Source organism: Neptunomonas sp. XY-337 (assembly GCF_004959845.1).
Classification (GTDB): domain Bacteria; phylum Pseudomonadota; class Gammaproteobacteria; order Pseudomonadales; family Balneatricaceae; genus Neptunomonas; species Neptunomonas marina.
The window spans coordinates 399,432-413,597 of sequence record NZ_SPLL01000001.1 but is presented as its reverse complement, the minus strand read 5'-3'; the positions used below and the strand labels follow the sequence as shown (position 1 = coordinate 413,597).

Below are 14,166 nucleotides of genomic sequence, written 5' to 3'. Positions count from 1 at the left end.
TCAGTGAGGCTCAGTCTTTAGATCGAAAGAGGGTAGAGGGGAAACAAAAAGCTAGGCGGGAGAAACAGAAAAGGGCGCTTAAGCGCCCTTTTTAATAACAGTATCGATTAACCGAACTGGTTCATCGTGTTGTCTTCACCAGCCGCTTTCAGTGCAGCGTCGCCAGAGAAGTATTCTTTGTGATCATCACCCATGTCAGAGCCGGCCATGTTTTGGTGTTTAACACACGCAATGCCTTGGCGGATCTCTTTACGCTGTACGCCAGCCACGTAGCCCAGCATACCTTGATCACCGAAGTACTCTTTTGCAAGGTTGTCAGTAGACAGCGCTGCAGTGTGGTACGTTGGTAGCGTGATCAAGTGGTGGAAGATACCCGCTTCACGCGCAGCGTCTGCTTGGAACGTACGGATCTTCTCATCCGCTTGTGTCGCCAGTTCAGTTGCGTCGTACTCAGCGCTCATTAGGTTAGCGCGGTCGTATGCAGACACGTCTTGGCCCGCTTCAGCCATCGCATCAAACACTTGCTGACGGAAGTTCAGCGTCCAGTTGAATGATGGCGAGTTGTTGTACACCAGCTTCGCATTCGGTACCACTTCACGGATACGGTTAACCATGCCTGCGATTTGGCCGACGTGTGGCTTCTCAGTCTCGATCCACAGCAGGTCAGCACCGTTCTGCAATGATGTGATGCAGTCTAGGACAACACGGTCTTCGCCTGTGCCTGCACGGAACTGGAACAGGTTAGATGGCAGACGCTTAGGCTTCAGTAGTTGGCCGTTTGCCTTGATCACCACGTCACCGTTTGCGATATCGTCAGGGCCGTTAACCACGTCACCGTCTAGGAAGCTGTTGTACTGATCGCCCAGGTCGCCTGGCTCGTTTGTTACCGCGATCTGCTTCGTCAGGCCAGCACCCAAAGAGTCGGTACGAGCTACGATCACACCGTCATCAACGCCCAGTTCAAGGAATGCGTAACGTACGGCACGGATCTTCGATAGGAAGTCTTCGTGCGGCACCGTCACTTTACCGTCTTGGTGGCCACACTGCTTTTCGTCAGATACTTGGTTCTCGATCTGGATACAGCATGCACCCGCTTCGATCATCTTCTTCGCCAGCAAGTAGGTGGCTTCTTCGTTACCGAAACCAGCATCGATATCCGCGATGATCGGCACGATGTGCGTTTGGTGGTTATCGATCTTGCTCTGAACGTCCGCTTCTTTTGCGGCATCACCGGCTTTACGTGCTGCGTCTAGCTCACGGAACAGACCGCCCAACTCACGCGCATCTGCTTGGCGCAAGAAGGTGTAAAGCTCTTCAATCAAGGAGGCAACCGACGTTTTCTCGTGCATAGACTGGTCAGGCAGTGGGCCAAACTCAGAGCGCAGTGCAGCAACCATCCAGCCAGACAGGTACAAGTAACGACGATCTGTGCTGTTGAAGTGTTTCTTAATAGAGATCAGCTTCTGTTGGCCGATGAAACCGTGCCAGCAACCCAAAGACTGCGTGTATTGGGAAGGATCGTTGTCGTAACGCTCCATATCTTTACGCATGATCGCTGCTGTGTATTTAGCGATGTCCAAACCCGTTTTGAATTTGTTCTGAGCACGCATACGAGCCGCGTATTCTGGGTTGATCGCATCCCACGCAGCGCCTTGAGCGCCTTTAAGTGTTGCGATTGCGTCGATATCTTTATTCAGTGTAGACATGGTGTCCTTCCTATCAAAAGTTATTACTAAAGGGACAAAAAACAACGGTTTCTGTCGCGGCGGATGCCTGTGGAGGTACATCACGTATGCCGCAAAGTGAGGCCATTTTGCTGACAAGCTAGGGGCTCTGTCAAAGCGACTTTTGTGCATAGCAGCAAAGATGTAGTCATACTACAAATCAATAACTTAGGTGTTTGTAGTTAAACTACAAAGCCAGTTTTTAGGTGCACTGCAAAATCCTAGAGTTGGTGGGGCTTTCAAAGGGTAATTCAAAAGTATTAGCGACTTTTGTCGTGGTCAGCGAGGAGCGTTTTTACAAATCGATATGGTTATTTAAAGTGCATTTGTTATTCTTAAAAGATATATAAAAGAGTGGCTACAGATTCAAAGAATATTGCCTGTTAAGGACCAGAACGCCCAATGGCGCGTAAAACAGGCAGTTACCCAGTATGAGCGTGGGTTAGTCGCGGGTGTAAAGCCACTGGCTTATTGCAAGCGGCAGAGTTTTACGAGCACGATTACCGACAAAGACACCGATATGTCCAGCCTCGATGGCTTGTTCGGTATAGTCAGTGGTGCCTGCCAGCGAACCGAGGGCCTTAGATGCGCAAGGGGGAACAAGGTGGTCTTGGGTACCGTAGATGTTGAAGATGGGGCAGCGTATATCAGCAAGGCGTACCGCTTCGCCACCAATTTGTAGTTGGTTGGCCACGAGCTGGTTTTGTTGGAAAAACCATTGCACAAACTCCCGATAGGCGCTGCCGGCAAGATCCGGGCTGTCGTTTATCCAACGCTCCATCCGAAGAAACGCTTCGGCTTGCTCGGGTGTTTGTAACTGCTTGGGCAGGTCGAGTGTTTTTTGTGGCCCTAGCTTCATGGGGGAAAGCGAACGAAACACTTGATTCAACATACTGCCCGGAATATTACCGAAGGTGTTGACGGCAAGATCGACATCAATATTGCGTACCAGTCGGCTGAGGATATTCTCTGGCGTGTGGAAATCGACCGGCGTTACCATCGTAATCAGGTTCTTGATGCGTGCGGGATAGAGTGCTGTAAAGCACAAGCTGAGAGTCCCGCCCTGACACACACCCAGTAGGTTGATCTGCTCTACACCAGCATGCTGGCATGTCTGCTCAACGCAACTGAGCAGGTAATCATTAAGATAATCGTCGAGATCGGTAAAGCGATCGGTGCGATCAGGGTAGCCCCAGTCAATCACATAGATATCAACGCCCAGTGCGTTAAGCCGCTGAATAAGTGAGCGGCCAGCATCCAGGTCGAGCATGTACCACCGGTTGACCAGCGCATAGCAGATCAGTAGTGGTGTGGAGGGGCGCTCAGAAACGGATCTATCGCCCGGATAGAAATTCAACGTGAGCTTGTCGTAGTGAAAAATCGACTCAGATTGGGTAGGCGCGACCTCTACCGCACTGATTTTAGCGAGTGTGTCTGCGCATGTGCTGAGCTGGCGATAGAGCTCTTTAAACTCCGTTTCGAGCAGTTCGGCATCAAACTTAAGGCCGCTCACTGTCCTGCTCCTTGCTCTCTAGTGTCGCCTTCAGTGTTTTGACTTCGTGCTTTAGTGTGTCGATCTCAGCCGCCATATTGCTCAGGGTGGCTTGCATATCGCCAATCAGCCCACTCAGCGCGGCTTGATCACTGCTCGCCTGATTACGCTTAACCGTGCGGACCTCCTTGCGGAGCTTATGCTGGCGCTGCATCACTTGGTCTAGCTCAGTTTGCGAGACGAAGCCTAGCGCCTGAATATGCTGATCGCGGGTTTCGTTGGTAAAGGCGATCAGTTGGTTGATTTGGTTGCTAATAGCACCATGTTTTTGGCTGTAGTTTGGGGTGCTGATAACATCAGTATAAACGGCATCATATGTGTTCGACCAATGGCGGTGCAGCTCGCTTAGCGACTCGATTTGCAGCTCACCGTTGTTTAGTTGCTGCAACAACTGCGCGGAGGCCTGTTCGCTGATCTGCTGGTAGATCTCAAGATAGTCCGCCAAAGCTTGTTGATACGCTTCAAGGTGGTTTAACCCTCTTTGGCTGCGCTGTTGCCAGTCTAGCTGTTCAGTCGATGCAAAGAAGGGTGTGCTGGCAAGCTTTTGGAAATGAGCATCCAGTGGCTGGCTATGGAGCTGATTTTGCAAAGCCTGCAGCAGTTCATCAGGAATCTTCCACGCTGCGAGTTGATCGGCCAAGGTTTGCTGAGAAAACAGTGCCAGTGCGCTTTTGAACCACTCCATCTGATGCGGCGACGTGGTCTGCTGTTGAGTGAACTGCTCCCCCAAAGAGGCTAGCTGATCTAACTGCTGCTGGATGTTTGCGGAGAAGTACTGCGGGTCGAACATGCCGGTTTCTGGGTTAAGCCCGCTTGACGCAGAGAGAGAGCTCCAATGCTCAAGTAAGGCTTTCTGCTGATCCAAAAGGGCCTGTAGCCAAGCGTTTTGTTGTTCTGACAACCCAGCAACCTCGTCTTAATTGTTACGGCTAAGGGCCTCAGTGTACTGAAGCGGCGCGACTTATCAAATGCTTTCAGGAGGCGGAAGCATGTCGATAAGGCACTTCGCTGCATTAGATAGCGTTCTCTCGCGATGGTAGATGTAACCAAGCTGTCTTTGTATCGGCTTTGACCCGGTGTTCAGGGTTTTGAGTGATGCATCAATCATGGTTTCTGGAAGTAGGCTCCAGCCTAAGCCGATACTGACCATCATGCGGATCGTATCGAGGTAGTTTGTGGAGATATCCACGTTGATACCCAGCCCCTCGGTGCGGAACTGCTCGGCCACGATCTGGTGGGTAAAGGTGGCACTGCTGGGCAAAATCGCGGGGTAGTTTGCTAGCTCTTTTAGATCAACCCATGGTTTGTGCGCGAGCGGATGATTCTGGTTGACCACATACTGCAATGAGTCAACCCAGACCGGCTGTGACAATATTGCCGGGTCGGGATTAGGCGATAGTGTAATTAAGGCTAACTCAAGATCACCATGTAAAACGCCGTCATACGCGATCTCTGACTCATCAAACTGTAAATTTAACTGCACATCTGGATAGCGCTGTGAATAGTCGCGCAAAATGTTTGGCAGGCGGTGCAAACTGATGTGGTGGCTGGCAGCCACTGAGAGGGTGCCGCGTACCTCGCCAGTTAGGTTGCCCATGGCGGTTTCCGCATCTTTGATGGTGGCCAGAATATGTTTAGCGCGCGGCAGCAACGCCAGACCCGCTTCGGTCAATGAGATGCGCCGCCCAATTCGATCAAACAGTTTTTGATCAAGTTGCCCTTCAAGTAGAGCAATACGTTTGCTGATCGCTGATTGCGTAATAAAGAGCTGCTGCGCTGCTTGTGAAAATGAGCGGGTTTCTGCAACAGCAATAAAAGCGGCCAGCGTGTTGGTATCCATCTACGGTTTCTCTTGAACGGTGCGGCGAGTCAATACGATGCCTGCAAGAATAATAACAAGCGCGGCAAAGCTATTTAGGCTGATCGGCTCATTGAGCACAACGGCTCCGGTAAAGAATGCGACCACCGGAATCATAAAGTTGATATTAGCCAAGAAGCCGGGGCCTGCTCGCTCAACAACGACAAAAAAGATAAGTGAGGCGATCGCTGTGGGTATGAAACCTAACCACAGCGCCGCGATAATACCGGTCTGCTGAAGGATCTGGCTGTAAGCCAACGATTCACTCAAAAATAGGGGCGTTGTCAGGATAAAGGCAGCCGTTAGCATTCCGGCGCTGCCAACCAATGGGTGAAAGCTTGATAGCTTTCTTGCTAGCACAGCGTTGAGAGCGTAGCAGCATGCAGCAATCAGAATAGCAAGCTCGTGCCACAGCGATGCAGAGAGCGCGATATCTGCCCGCAAAAGTAGCGCAACGCCAGAAAAGCCGACGATAACGCCGGCAATCTTGAAGCGATTGAGCGGCTCATCAGGTAGTAGGTAGTGAGCAATAAGAATCGTCATCATGGGCATAATGGCCATGAGTGTTCCAGCGGTGCCCGAAGCGACCTCTTGCTGCCCCCAGGATATCAGCATGAAAGGGATAGCATTACCCATCATACCGAGGATAAAAAACACCCCCCAAGCGCGCAGTGTTAAGGGCAGTCGGTAGCCTTTTATGTAGCAGATACCTAGCAGTACGGCTGCACCAACACCTAAACGGATATGCGTAACAGCCGTGGGTGTGAAGCCCTCAAGCGCAAGCGCAGTGACCATAAACGAGGTGCCCCACATCAACACGAGGGTTAGCAACAGCGCCCAGTTTAGGTAGCGGTGAGAAAGTAATCCGTCCATTCAAACTCCCTGACAATGAGTGGGCATGATAGGGCACTTGTCCGGATAGGACTAGCGAAAGTGGTATATACATATCTAAAAATAAGAATACATACTCTATAAAAATTCTCTTTGGGTGAAGTAATGGATCTATTAACGCTTTCAACATTCTGTGCAGTGGTAGAGGAAGGAGGAGTACTGGCTGCGGCAAAGTCACAACACACGGTTCAGTCAAACATCACTAGCCGCATTCGTAAATTAGAGGCGAGCCTGGGTGTGGATCTATTTTTTAAGCAAGGCCGCAAGCTAAATCTCACGCCGCAGGGGCGCGTACTGCTCGATTATGCGAACAAGATGTTGCAGTTGGAGCGACAAGCACGGGCGGCGGTGCAGAATATGTCGGAGTGTGCAGGGGAACTGCGTATAGGCACGATGGAGAGTTTTGCCGCACTTCGCTTACCCGAGGTGATGTTACGCCTGCGCGAGGTGTACCCTAATCTGCAACTACAGGTGCAAAGTGGCACCAGTCGAGCGCTCCTTGATGCTGTGCAGCGACATGAACTCGACTGCGCCTTCGTGAGCGGCGATGTTGAGCAGCCTAATATCAAGCATGTCGAAATACTGAATGAGAAGTTGGTACTGGTGCGTAAACGCGGTGCTGCTCATCCCAAGCAGACGATCCTATTTCGTGAAGGGTGCGCCTATCGCGATAAGGCCATTGAGTGGAGTAAGCGCCAGCCAGACACTTATAACATGATGGAGATGGGGACGCTTGAAGGCATTCTAGGCTGTGTTTCGGTAGGTCTGGGTGTGACTCTGATGCCAAGCAGCGTGATTGACCAATGTATGTTTGCAGCCGACGTCGAGGTGGTTGACGTGGCAGATGATCTAGCCCATTCGCCAACCTATCTGATCTATCACGAGCAGATGGCTGATCTTACCGGCTTGGCGCAGCTCAGCAGGCCTTTAGGTATACTCAAGAGAGAGGGTTTAAGGAGCCAATGATGTCGCTTGGCCGTCTGCTGCAACCTCACCGGGCGTAACAAGCTTTTCGCTCACCCACGGGTGGTCGCCAATCATCTCCATCATATGGTCGATAAACAGGCGAACCTTAGGGTTTAAATGGCGCTTGCTTGGGTAGATTGCGTTGATTTCAAACGGAGGGCAGTGGTAGTCACTCAGTACTTCAACTAATACGCCCTCTTGCACGCATTCGCGGCAAAATACACGTGGCATCCGAGCGATACCCATGTGTTGAAAGACCATTTCACGAATAAAACTGATGCTGTTCGCCTTGAGCTGCCCATTCACTTTGACGCTGCTGTCCCAGTTCTCGAACGTCCAGTGCTCATCGGCCTTGAGCACCCCAAAGCAGTTGTGGTCGACCAGGTCATCGGGTGTTTTCGGCGTGCCATGCTTGGCGAGGTACTCCGGTGTGGCGTAGAGGCCGCGGTTAACCTCGGCAACGCGACGTGCGATGAGCGTAGAATCTGCCAACGCTCCCACTCGAATGGCCAGGTCGATCCCTTCCTCTATCAGGTCGATCACGCGGGTGCTCAGCTCAACTTCGAGGTGGATGTCGGGATAGCGCCGCAGGAATGTGCTTACTACATCATTCATCATAAACACGCCCAGTTCAGAGGGCATTGTGATACGCAGACGGCCACGGGGATGGTCTTGATTGGTGGCTAGGTAATCTTTCGCGGTTTCTAGCTCGTTGATCAGAGGCTGGCATCGCGCAAACAACTCTTCACCGTCATCCGTAAGTTTTAACTTGCGGGTCGTGCGCTGCAGTAGGCGTGCGCCTAGATCGTCTTCGAGCTGCGCAATACGGCGGCTGATGGTCGATTTTTGGATACCCAAGCTTTCGGCAGCGGCGGTAAAACTACCGGTCTCTACAATACGAATAAATAGACTGATATCGTTTAAATTCATGGGTTTTCCGAAACGCGCGCCAAAGGGTAAGCAACTGATTTGCTATATTTTTTATTGTAAATGAACCATATCACTCTAATACTGTTTTATTGTTTAGCAAAGATCAAGGATTGGAGGATGCGATGCAAGCTCATCTACAATTGTTGGCCCAGTACAATAAACACATGAACAAGCAGTTGTTTGCTTTAGCAGAACAACTAACACCTGAACAGCGAGCGGAGGACCGAGGTGCGTTCTTTGGCTCAGTGATGGGAACGCTTAATCATATTTTGGTGGGCGACCTTATCTGGCTTAGCCGCTTGGCCGAGCACCCCATCCAGCCGGCGGCGTTGGGGTTCTTACGTAGTACCGAACTCCCCACACGGCTGGATCAAACGCTATTTTCAGAGTTACATCAGCTCTGGCAGGAACGGCAGATCGTGGATAGTGCGCTGGAAGGGCTAGTGGAGGAGTTGTCAGATACCGACTTAAGCTACCGCTTGACCTATCAAAATACGCAAGGAATGTTGGCCTGCCGCGAGACCGGAGCGCTATTACTGCACCTGTTTAACCATCAAACGCATCATCGTGGTCAGTTGACCACACTTTACAGCCAGTTTGGCTTAGATGTTGGGGTAACTGATCTGCTCGTGCTTATTCCAAGCCACGCTTAGCGGCGACATGCTGCTTGATGGCATGGGCGATCGCTATCACACCATTGGTGCGTGATGGGCTCAAGAATAGATCAAGTTGGCAGGCCGCTAGCAGGGCAGGCACATCGAATTTGCGTATCTGCTCGCTTGGTTGTGCTTGTACCTGCGTCAGCAGCAGGTAGCATAGCCCCCGCATAATGCGCGCATCCGAATATAGTGCAAACTGGCAGGCGTGTTGGTCGTGTGTATCAGCAACTAGCCAAACAGCAGACTCGCAACCGCTGACTCTGTTTTTGTAAACAATAAAATCATCGGGTAGGACGGGCAATAAGTTTGCCCATTCAATCAGGGTGTTGAGGCGCTGTTGCCAGTTAGGCAAGGTGCTAAAAATATGCTGCGCCTGCGCCGCACTGTGTTGCATTTGCGGCCATGTAAAAGCCGCTTTTTCTGTGCCCGCTTCACTGGGTAGTTCGCGCAGTTGCGTTACAATTTCAATCAACGTATTCGCGAAGTAGCGCACTTCATCGACAGTATTGTAGATACTAAACGAAGCGCGCACGGTGCCATCAATACCTAAGCTTTCCATCAGTGGCATAGTGCAGTGGTGGCCTGAACGCACTGCAATGCCCGCTTCATCGAGCATCAAGGCAAGATCTTGGTGGTGCAGGCCTGCTACGTTAAACGACAGAACCCCAGCGTTTTCACTGTTTGGTGCGTAGATCGTGATGCCATCCATGTCTTGCAGCAACGCTACCGCTTGTGCGCGCAGGTCTTGCTCATGCTGGTGCAGCGCTTCTCGATCTTGGTTCGTTAGGTAGTCGAGGGCGGTTGCTAGTGCGATGGCTTCGCTAATCGGGGGAGTGCCTGCCTCAAACTTGAAGGGAAGGTCGTTAAATGTGCTCCCAGAGAAACTCACTGTTTTAATCATCTCACCGCCAAACTGCCATGGCTCAAGGCTCTCAAGCAGAGCGGATCTTCCCCAAACCACGCCAATTCCGGTTGGGCCAAAGCACTTGTGACCCGAGAATAGATAAAAGTCGCAATCTAGCTTTTGTACGTCGACGCGTAGATGGGCAACTGCTTGAGCGCCGTCGATCACCGTATATGCACCACGTTGCTTTGCTAAAGCGATACACGTCTCGATGGGGTTGATCACGCCAAGTGCGTTCGACACATGGCACAGCGATACGATCTTGGGCGTGTGCTCATCTAGTAGCGCTTCATAGGCTTTAAGGTCGAGTGTTTGATCGCCGCGCAGCGGAACCGGTATAAGCTTGGCACCCACGCGCTGGCAAAGTTGTTGCCAAGGGACGATATTCGCGTGGTGTTCCATGGTTGTGACGAGCACAGTGTCGTCTTTATTTAAGGCGTATGGACCCAGAGTCTGGGCCACTAGGTTCATGCCTTCGGTAGTGCCTCGTGTCCAAATAACTTCATGGCTTGCAGTGGCATTGATAAAAGCAGCCACTGTCTCGCGGGCAGCTTCGAACTGCGCGGTGGCACGGTTCGATAAACTATGGGAGCCGCGATGTACGTTTGCATTCGTGGTTTTGTAGTAGCGTGTTAGCGCATCGATAACGGCTTTGGGCTTTTGAGTGGTTGCCGCATTGTCGAAATAAACTAGAGAGCGGCCGTGTACTCGCGATGATAGAATCGGGAAGTCACGGCGTAAACGTTTGATATCTAGCATAAAAAGTTAGGAAGGCTCTTCGGTGTTCTCAGTGGTGTGCTTTAAGCGCGCATACTGGCTGGCCCAGCGTGCATACATCATGGCGGAGGTAAACAAGACCGCAACTAACAGACCGTAAATCACACCCATGATGCGTGTTTCAGTATGTGTTGTGGCAGCTAGCACCGCCTCGTTGAAGTAGAGTAGTAGCAAAAAGCAGAGCCATGCATGGCCGCGTGGGTTACCGGAACGCACCGTTGGAATAAACGCAGCCAGCGGCAGTACATGCAGGAGCCAAATGATCCAGCTGTTGCCCTTTTCAAGTGGGTGGACCACCAGATACCAGAGGGTCAATAGAGCCAACAGAGCGATGTAGCTGCCGACTGTAATTAGGCGGCTGAGGTGAGTTTTTCGAGCTAGAGCTTGCATGGTTAGTCCTGCAGTTTTAACGCTAATTGACCAAGGTTTCGGCCTTGTGCTTGGCACAGTGTGGTTTCATGTTCATCAAGTGGCCGATTGCTGTCGCTACCGGCAACGTGAGTCGCACCATAAGGCGTGCCGCCAGTCTGGGTCTTCAGCAGGGCGGTTTCGCTATATGGAATACCGGCTATCACCATGCCGTGATGCATCAGCGGGAGCATCATCGATAGCAGAGTGGTTTCCTGTCCGCCGTGTAGACTAGATGTTGAGCTAAAGACGCTAGCGGGTTTACCAATCAATGCGCCTGACATCCAGAGCCCGCTGGTTGAATCAACAAAGTGCTTCAATGCACTCGCCATATTGCCAAACCGAGTTGGGCTGCCTAATGCGAGGCCTGCGCAGTCTTTAAGATCTGCCTCGGTGCAGTAGATATCACCTTCATTAGGTACGGCTGGCAGCGTGGCTTCACATTGGGTAGAAACGGGAGGCACGGTTCGTACTCGGGCCTCGATACCCGCTTGCTCGATGCCACGGGCAATTTGCTGCGCCATCGAACGTGTTGCCCCATGGCGGCTGTAATAGAGCACTAGAACATAGGGCGCGCTCATTTACAGAATCTCCAGCACAGACTCAGGCGGGCGGCCAATGCGTGCTTGCCCATCTTTAATGACAATCGGGCGCTCGATCAGTTTTGGCGCCTGGGTCATCGCCTCGATAACTTGCTCATCGCTAACGTTCGCATCATCTAAACCGAGCTCTTTGTACTCAGCTTCTTTTTTACGTAGCAGATCTCGTGGTGCCATATCTAGTGCAGCCAATACCTGCTTCAGCTCGTCTGCAGACGGAACATCTTTCAGATACTCCTTGATGCTTGGCTCAACGCCTTGCTCTTTTAGTAGCTCGAGCGTTTGGCGCGACTTCGAGCAGCGTGGGTTGTGATAAATTGTCACTTGGCTCATCAGGTATTCCTTACAAACTATTGATAAACAGCTATTAATAAGTTGATATTGTATAGATATATTGCGGCGCGACAATGTGCCCATGGCGGAATTATTGCAAGGATGGGGTTATGCAAACTTTTCTAGAGCTGCCAGCGATTGCGTTTATCCGCTATCTTGCACGGCAGTTTTTGCAGAACGGTGGGATCATTAACGCCTCGGCGCTGACCTACACAACACTCTTCGCGGTGGTGCCGTTGATGACGGTTTCGTATGCGATGATTGCGGCAATCCCTTCATTTCAGGGAGTAGGGGAGCAGGTTCAAGGTTGGGTATTTGCCAACTTTGTGCCGACAACGGGCGAAGTGGTGCAGGAGTACCTGCGTGACTTTACCTCCCAAGCCCAGAAGCTCACGGGTGTTGGTATCGGTTTTCTTATCGTGACCTCCGTTATGATGATGCGCAATATCGAAGTGGCGTTTAACCGTATTTGGCGTGTATCAGAGCAGCGCAAAGGCATGTCCAGCTTTCTATTGTATTGGGCCGTTTTAAGCCTTGGCCCGTTTCTTATTGGTGTTGGTCTTTTTGTGACCTCTTACATCGCCTCGCTACCCTTTATAAGCGATGCAACCGACATCGTAGGGAAGACCCGCTTATTGCTGCTACTGCCGATGGTATTGTCCTGTGCGGCATTTACGCTGCTGTATGCAGCCGTGCCCAACTGTAAAGTTCCCATCAAGAATGCGTTTATTGGTGGTCTGGTGGTGGCGGTGCTGTTTGAAGCGGCGAAGCGTGGTTTCGCACTCTTTGCCACACAAGCCCCGTCTTACGAGCTGATTTACGGTGCCTTTGCTGCTGTACCGCTGTTTCTGGTTTGGATCTTTATCTCTTGGTTTATTATTTTGATGGGGTGTGAGCTAACCCGAGCCTTAACCGTATACCGCGCGTTTGGCGAAACCCGCGAGAGCTTACATCTGCGTACGGTTTTAGGAGTGCTGCATCGTCTGTGGTTGGCGCAAAAAGAGGGTAAGGCTCTGACCGATGAACAACTACTGCAAGAGGTGGCAGGACTTGATCAGAGTAGCTGGGATGAGTATGTTCAGTTGTTGCAAGATGATGAGTTGATTCATCGTACCGAAGGTGGTGCGATTCTGCTGGCACGTGACCTACACGATTTAACGGTGCACAAATTGAGTCAAGGGCTCCCTTGGCCAATACCTGAGCCGAGCGAAACTGAAGTTTATGCGTGGGAGCCTGCACTGAATGAACAACTGAAAATTGTGCAAACCGAGCAGGCGCAGCATCTTGCACTGACGCTAAATGAGCTGTTTACCCGCGCGAATGAACGTGAGGTTGCGGCGCATGGGAGCGGGAGCAATTCTAAGGAGTAACACCGTGGCGAATATCTGTATACACAGTTTTGTGAGTGGCCGTGTGCAGCGTGTCTGGTTTCGGCAATCTACACTAGAACAAGCGCAAACTCATGGCGTCACCGGTTGGGTGCGCAATTTGGCTGATGGCCGTGTAGAAGTGATGCTGTATGGCGATGAGAAGGCGGTGCGTCAGGTTGAGGCTTGGTTGAGCAAAGGCCCTGCACTTGCCAATGTTGCAGAAGTGGTTTCAGAACAACTGGAATATGAAGATAATCACGATGGCTTCTTGATTACCGGCTAGAGAACCTTTTTGGCTCTGTGCCGTTCTAACGAATAAGAACCTACCTCAACGGATGATGACAATGAAAGGTCGCTTAGATATCAAGACACAGGTGTTGGCCATTGCGATGGCTGCCACACTGCCCCTCAGTGCTCACGCCGAGATCTATCGCTGGGTCGATGAGAATGGCAAGGCTCACTACAGTGATCGTAAGCCTGAGGATGCGAACGTCAAGGTAGAGCGTAAAGTCTACCAAGAGGTAGCGACACCGTTTCGGCGCCCGCCTGAAGAGCTATATCGTGGTGAAGCGGAGACGCTTGAGGATGGTGAAGACCCCACCCCTGATGAGCGTGAAGCGAAAGTCGAGAAAGACAAAAAAGCTGATAACGAGATCGATGAAAAATCAGCTGATACGAGTGACGAAGAAGAGTCCGGTGTACGTAACAACAAGCGCCATGTTGCTGAAGGTGAAAACGCAACAAAACTGGTTGATAAGCAGATTCAACGTATTAACCGTAATGAGCGTATCAGTGGTATCAAAGAGAAAAACCAAAAGGTGTTAAAAGAGTATCGGGACAAACGGAAAAAGTGACGCGATTAAAGCGTAGATCTGCTAATATGGCGCGCTTTTGTCACGGTCCTTACACTTTCGGTTGCGTACAATCGTTAGCGGCCGAATCTTTAAGCCAAATCCAATGGGGAGGGCGCAGGTATGATGAACAACGATTCACTACATCCAAAATTTGTTGAGGCGATGAAAAAATTACGCTCAATGTCGGAGGAAGAACGTTTATCTGAAGAGAATAAGGACCTTTTCGAGCAAGCCATGAACTATGCGCCTCTCGATATCCAGCCCCAATTAATCGAGATTCGCAAGAAGTACGACAATCTCCATTAATAACGTAAGCATCCCTAAATAAGCCCCGCTTCTAT

Annotated in this window: 16 protein-coding genes; 6 read left to right on the top strand and 10 right to left on the bottom strand. The window is 51.1% G+C overall.

Annotated elements, in window-relative coordinates:
* Positions 1–107 precede the first annotated feature (107 nt).
* The 5 genes from E4L36_RS02185 to E4L36_RS02165 form a co-directional block, all read right to left on the bottom strand.
* A complete protein-coding gene (locus E4L36_RS02185; protein WP_136678885.1) occupies positions 108–1,706 on the bottom strand; it encodes an isocitrate lyase in 1,599 nt (532 codons plus the stop codon).
* 460 nt (positions 1,707–2,166) lie between these two features.
* Positions 2,167–3,237 (bottom strand): class III poly(R)-hydroxyalkanoic acid synthase subunit PhaC, encoded by a 1,071-nt coding sequence (phaC, locus tag E4L36_RS02180; protein ID WP_136678883.1) that lies wholly within the window; start codon positions 3,235–3,237, stop codon positions 2,167–2,169.
* Complete coding sequence (locus tag E4L36_RS02175) at positions 3,224–4,177, bottom strand: poly(R)-hydroxyalkanoic acid synthase subunit PhaE (protein ID WP_136678881.1); 954 nt, start codon at positions 4,175–4,177, stop codon at positions 3,224–3,226. Before E4L36_RS02175 ends, phaC begins: the two co-directional genes overlap by 14 nt.
* Positions 4,178–4,240: 63 nt before the next feature.
* The gene (locus E4L36_RS02170; protein ID WP_127692940.1) at positions 4,241–5,116 is read right to left on the bottom strand and encodes a LysR family transcriptional regulator; all 876 of its coding nucleotides are present in this window, start codon (positions 5,114–5,116) and stop codon (positions 4,241–4,243) included.
* Positions 5,117–6,007 carry a DMT family transporter gene (locus tag E4L36_RS02165; RefSeq protein WP_136678879.1) on the bottom strand — a complete coding sequence of 297 codons (891 nt, stop codon included), beginning with the start codon at positions 6,005–6,007 and terminating at the stop codon, positions 5,117–5,119. It abuts the gene before it with no gap.
* 123 nt (positions 6,008–6,130) lie between these two features.
* Between E4L36_RS02165 and E4L36_RS02160 the strand changes: the two genes are divergently transcribed.
* Positions 6,131–6,991, top strand: coding sequence for a LysR substrate-binding domain-containing protein (locus E4L36_RS02160; protein ID WP_136678877.1), 861 nt, complete (start codon positions 6,131–6,133; stop codon positions 6,989–6,991).
* Here E4L36_RS02160 and E4L36_RS02155 read toward each other — a convergent pair.
* The gene (locus E4L36_RS02155; protein ID WP_136678875.1) at positions 6,977–7,921 is read right to left on the bottom strand and encodes a LysR family transcriptional regulator; all 945 of its coding nucleotides are present in this window, start codon (positions 7,919–7,921) and stop codon (positions 6,977–6,979) included. The two genes, E4L36_RS02160 and E4L36_RS02155, sit on opposite strands and share 15 nt — an antisense overlap.
* A gap of 122 nt (positions 7,922–8,043) precedes the next feature.
* On the opposite strand from E4L36_RS02155, the gene E4L36_RS02150 reads away from it, so the two are divergent.
* The gene (locus E4L36_RS02150) at positions 8,044–8,574 is read left to right on the top strand and encodes a DinB family protein (protein WP_136678873.1); all 531 of its coding nucleotides are present in this window, start codon (positions 8,044–8,046) and stop codon (positions 8,572–8,574) included.
* Here the strand turns inward: E4L36_RS02150 and E4L36_RS02145 are convergent.
* Genes E4L36_RS02145 through arsC form a run of 4 tightly spaced genes read right to left on the bottom strand, consistent with a single transcriptional unit; the run spans position 8,555 to position 11,601 of the window.
* Positions 8,555–10,243, bottom strand: a complete 1,689-nt coding sequence (locus E4L36_RS02145; RefSeq protein ID WP_169051446.1) for a SufS family cysteine desulfurase — start codon at positions 10,241–10,243, stop codon at positions 8,555–8,557. The two genes, E4L36_RS02150 and E4L36_RS02145, sit on opposite strands and share 20 nt — an antisense overlap.
* Before the next feature lie 6 nt (positions 10,244–10,249).
* Positions 10,250–10,651, bottom strand: coding sequence for a DUF2069 domain-containing protein (locus E4L36_RS02140; RefSeq protein WP_136678871.1), 402 nt, complete (start codon positions 10,649–10,651; stop codon positions 10,250–10,252).
* 2 nt (positions 10,652–10,653) lie between these two features.
* Positions 10,654–11,250 (bottom strand): NAD(P)H:quinone oxidoreductase, encoded by a 597-nt coding sequence (wrbA, locus tag E4L36_RS02135; RefSeq protein WP_136678869.1) that lies wholly within the window; start codon positions 11,248–11,250, stop codon positions 10,654–10,656.
* Positions 11,251–11,601: an arsenate reductase (glutaredoxin) gene (gene arsC, locus E4L36_RS02130; RefSeq protein ID WP_127692948.1), complete on the bottom strand. Its 351-nt coding sequence runs from the start codon at positions 11,599–11,601 to the stop codon at positions 11,251–11,253.
* A gap of 110 nt (positions 11,602–11,711) precedes the next feature.
* Here arsC and E4L36_RS02125 point away from each other — a divergent pair, with 110 nt between their 5' ends.
* The 4 genes from E4L36_RS02125 to E4L36_RS02110 all read left to right on the top strand — a co-directional run bounded on the left by E4L36_RS02125 (position 11,712) and on the right by E4L36_RS02110 (position 14,131).
* Positions 11,712–12,971: a YihY family inner membrane protein gene (locus E4L36_RS02125; protein WP_136678867.1), complete on the top strand. Its 1,260-nt coding sequence runs from the start codon at positions 11,712–11,714 to the stop codon at positions 12,969–12,971.
* A gap of 4 nt (positions 12,972–12,975) precedes the next feature.
* Positions 12,976–13,254: an acylphosphatase gene (locus tag E4L36_RS02120; protein ID WP_136678865.1), complete on the top strand. Its 279-nt coding sequence runs from the start codon at positions 12,976–12,978 to the stop codon at positions 13,252–13,254.
* A 61-nt stretch (positions 13,255–13,315) separates the two neighbouring features.
* Complete coding sequence (locus E4L36_RS02115; protein WP_169051445.1) at positions 13,316–13,825, top strand: DUF4124 domain-containing protein; 510 nt, start codon at positions 13,316–13,318, stop codon at positions 13,823–13,825.
* A 123-nt stretch (positions 13,826–13,948) separates the two neighbouring features.
* Positions 13,949–14,131 (top strand): hypothetical protein, encoded by a 183-nt coding sequence (locus tag E4L36_RS02110; protein WP_127693149.1) that lies wholly within the window; start codon positions 13,949–13,951, stop codon positions 14,129–14,131.
* Positions 14,132–14,166: the final 35 nt, after the last annotated feature.

Excerpts from the sequence above, each read along its gene's own strand:
- E4L36_RS02185 (WP_136678885.1), bottom strand. The coding sequence starts at position 1,706 with ATGTCTACACTGAATAAAGATATCGACGCAATCGCAACACTTAAAGGC.
- E4L36_RS02170 (WP_127692940.1), bottom strand. The coding sequence starts at position 5,116 with ATGGATACCAACACGCTGGCCGCTTTTATTGCTGTTGCAGAAACCCGC.
- E4L36_RS02165 (WP_136678879.1), bottom strand. The coding sequence starts at position 6,007 with ATGGACGGATTACTTTCTCACCGCTACCTAAACTGGGCGCTGTTGCTA.
- E4L36_RS02160 (WP_136678877.1), top strand. The coding sequence starts at position 6,131 with ATGGATCTATTAACGCTTTCAACATTCTGTGCAGTGGTAGAGGAAGGA.
- E4L36_RS02155 (WP_136678875.1), bottom strand. The coding sequence starts at position 7,921 with ATGAATTTAAACGATATCAGTCTATTTATTCGTATTGTAGAGACCGGT.
- E4L36_RS02150 (WP_136678873.1), top strand. The coding sequence starts at position 8,044 with ATGCAAGCTCATCTACAATTGTTGGCCCAGTACAATAAACACATGAAC.
- E4L36_RS02145 (WP_169051446.1), bottom strand. The coding sequence starts at position 10,243 with ATGCTAGATATCAAACGTTTACGCCGTGACTTCCCGATTCTATCATCG.
- E4L36_RS02140 (WP_136678871.1), bottom strand. The coding sequence starts at position 10,651 with ATGCAAGCTCTAGCTCGAAAAACTCACCTCAGCCGCCTAATTACAGTC.
- wrbA (WP_136678869.1), bottom strand. The coding sequence starts at position 11,250 with ATGAGCGCGCCCTATGTTCTAGTGCTCTATTACAGCCGCCATGGGGCA.
- arsC (WP_127692948.1), bottom strand. The coding sequence starts at position 11,601 with ATGAGCCAAGTGACAATTTATCACAACCCACGCTGCTCGAAGTCGCGC.
- E4L36_RS02125 (WP_136678867.1), top strand. The coding sequence starts at position 11,712 with ATGCAAACTTTTCTAGAGCTGCCAGCGATTGCGTTTATCCGCTATCTT.
- E4L36_RS02115 (WP_169051445.1), top strand. The coding sequence starts at position 13,316 with ATGAAAGGTCGCTTAGATATCAAGACACAGGTGTTGGCCATTGCGATG.
- E4L36_RS02110 (WP_127693149.1), top strand. The coding sequence starts at position 13,949 with ATGAACAACGATTCACTACATCCAAAATTTGTTGAGGCGATGAAAAAA.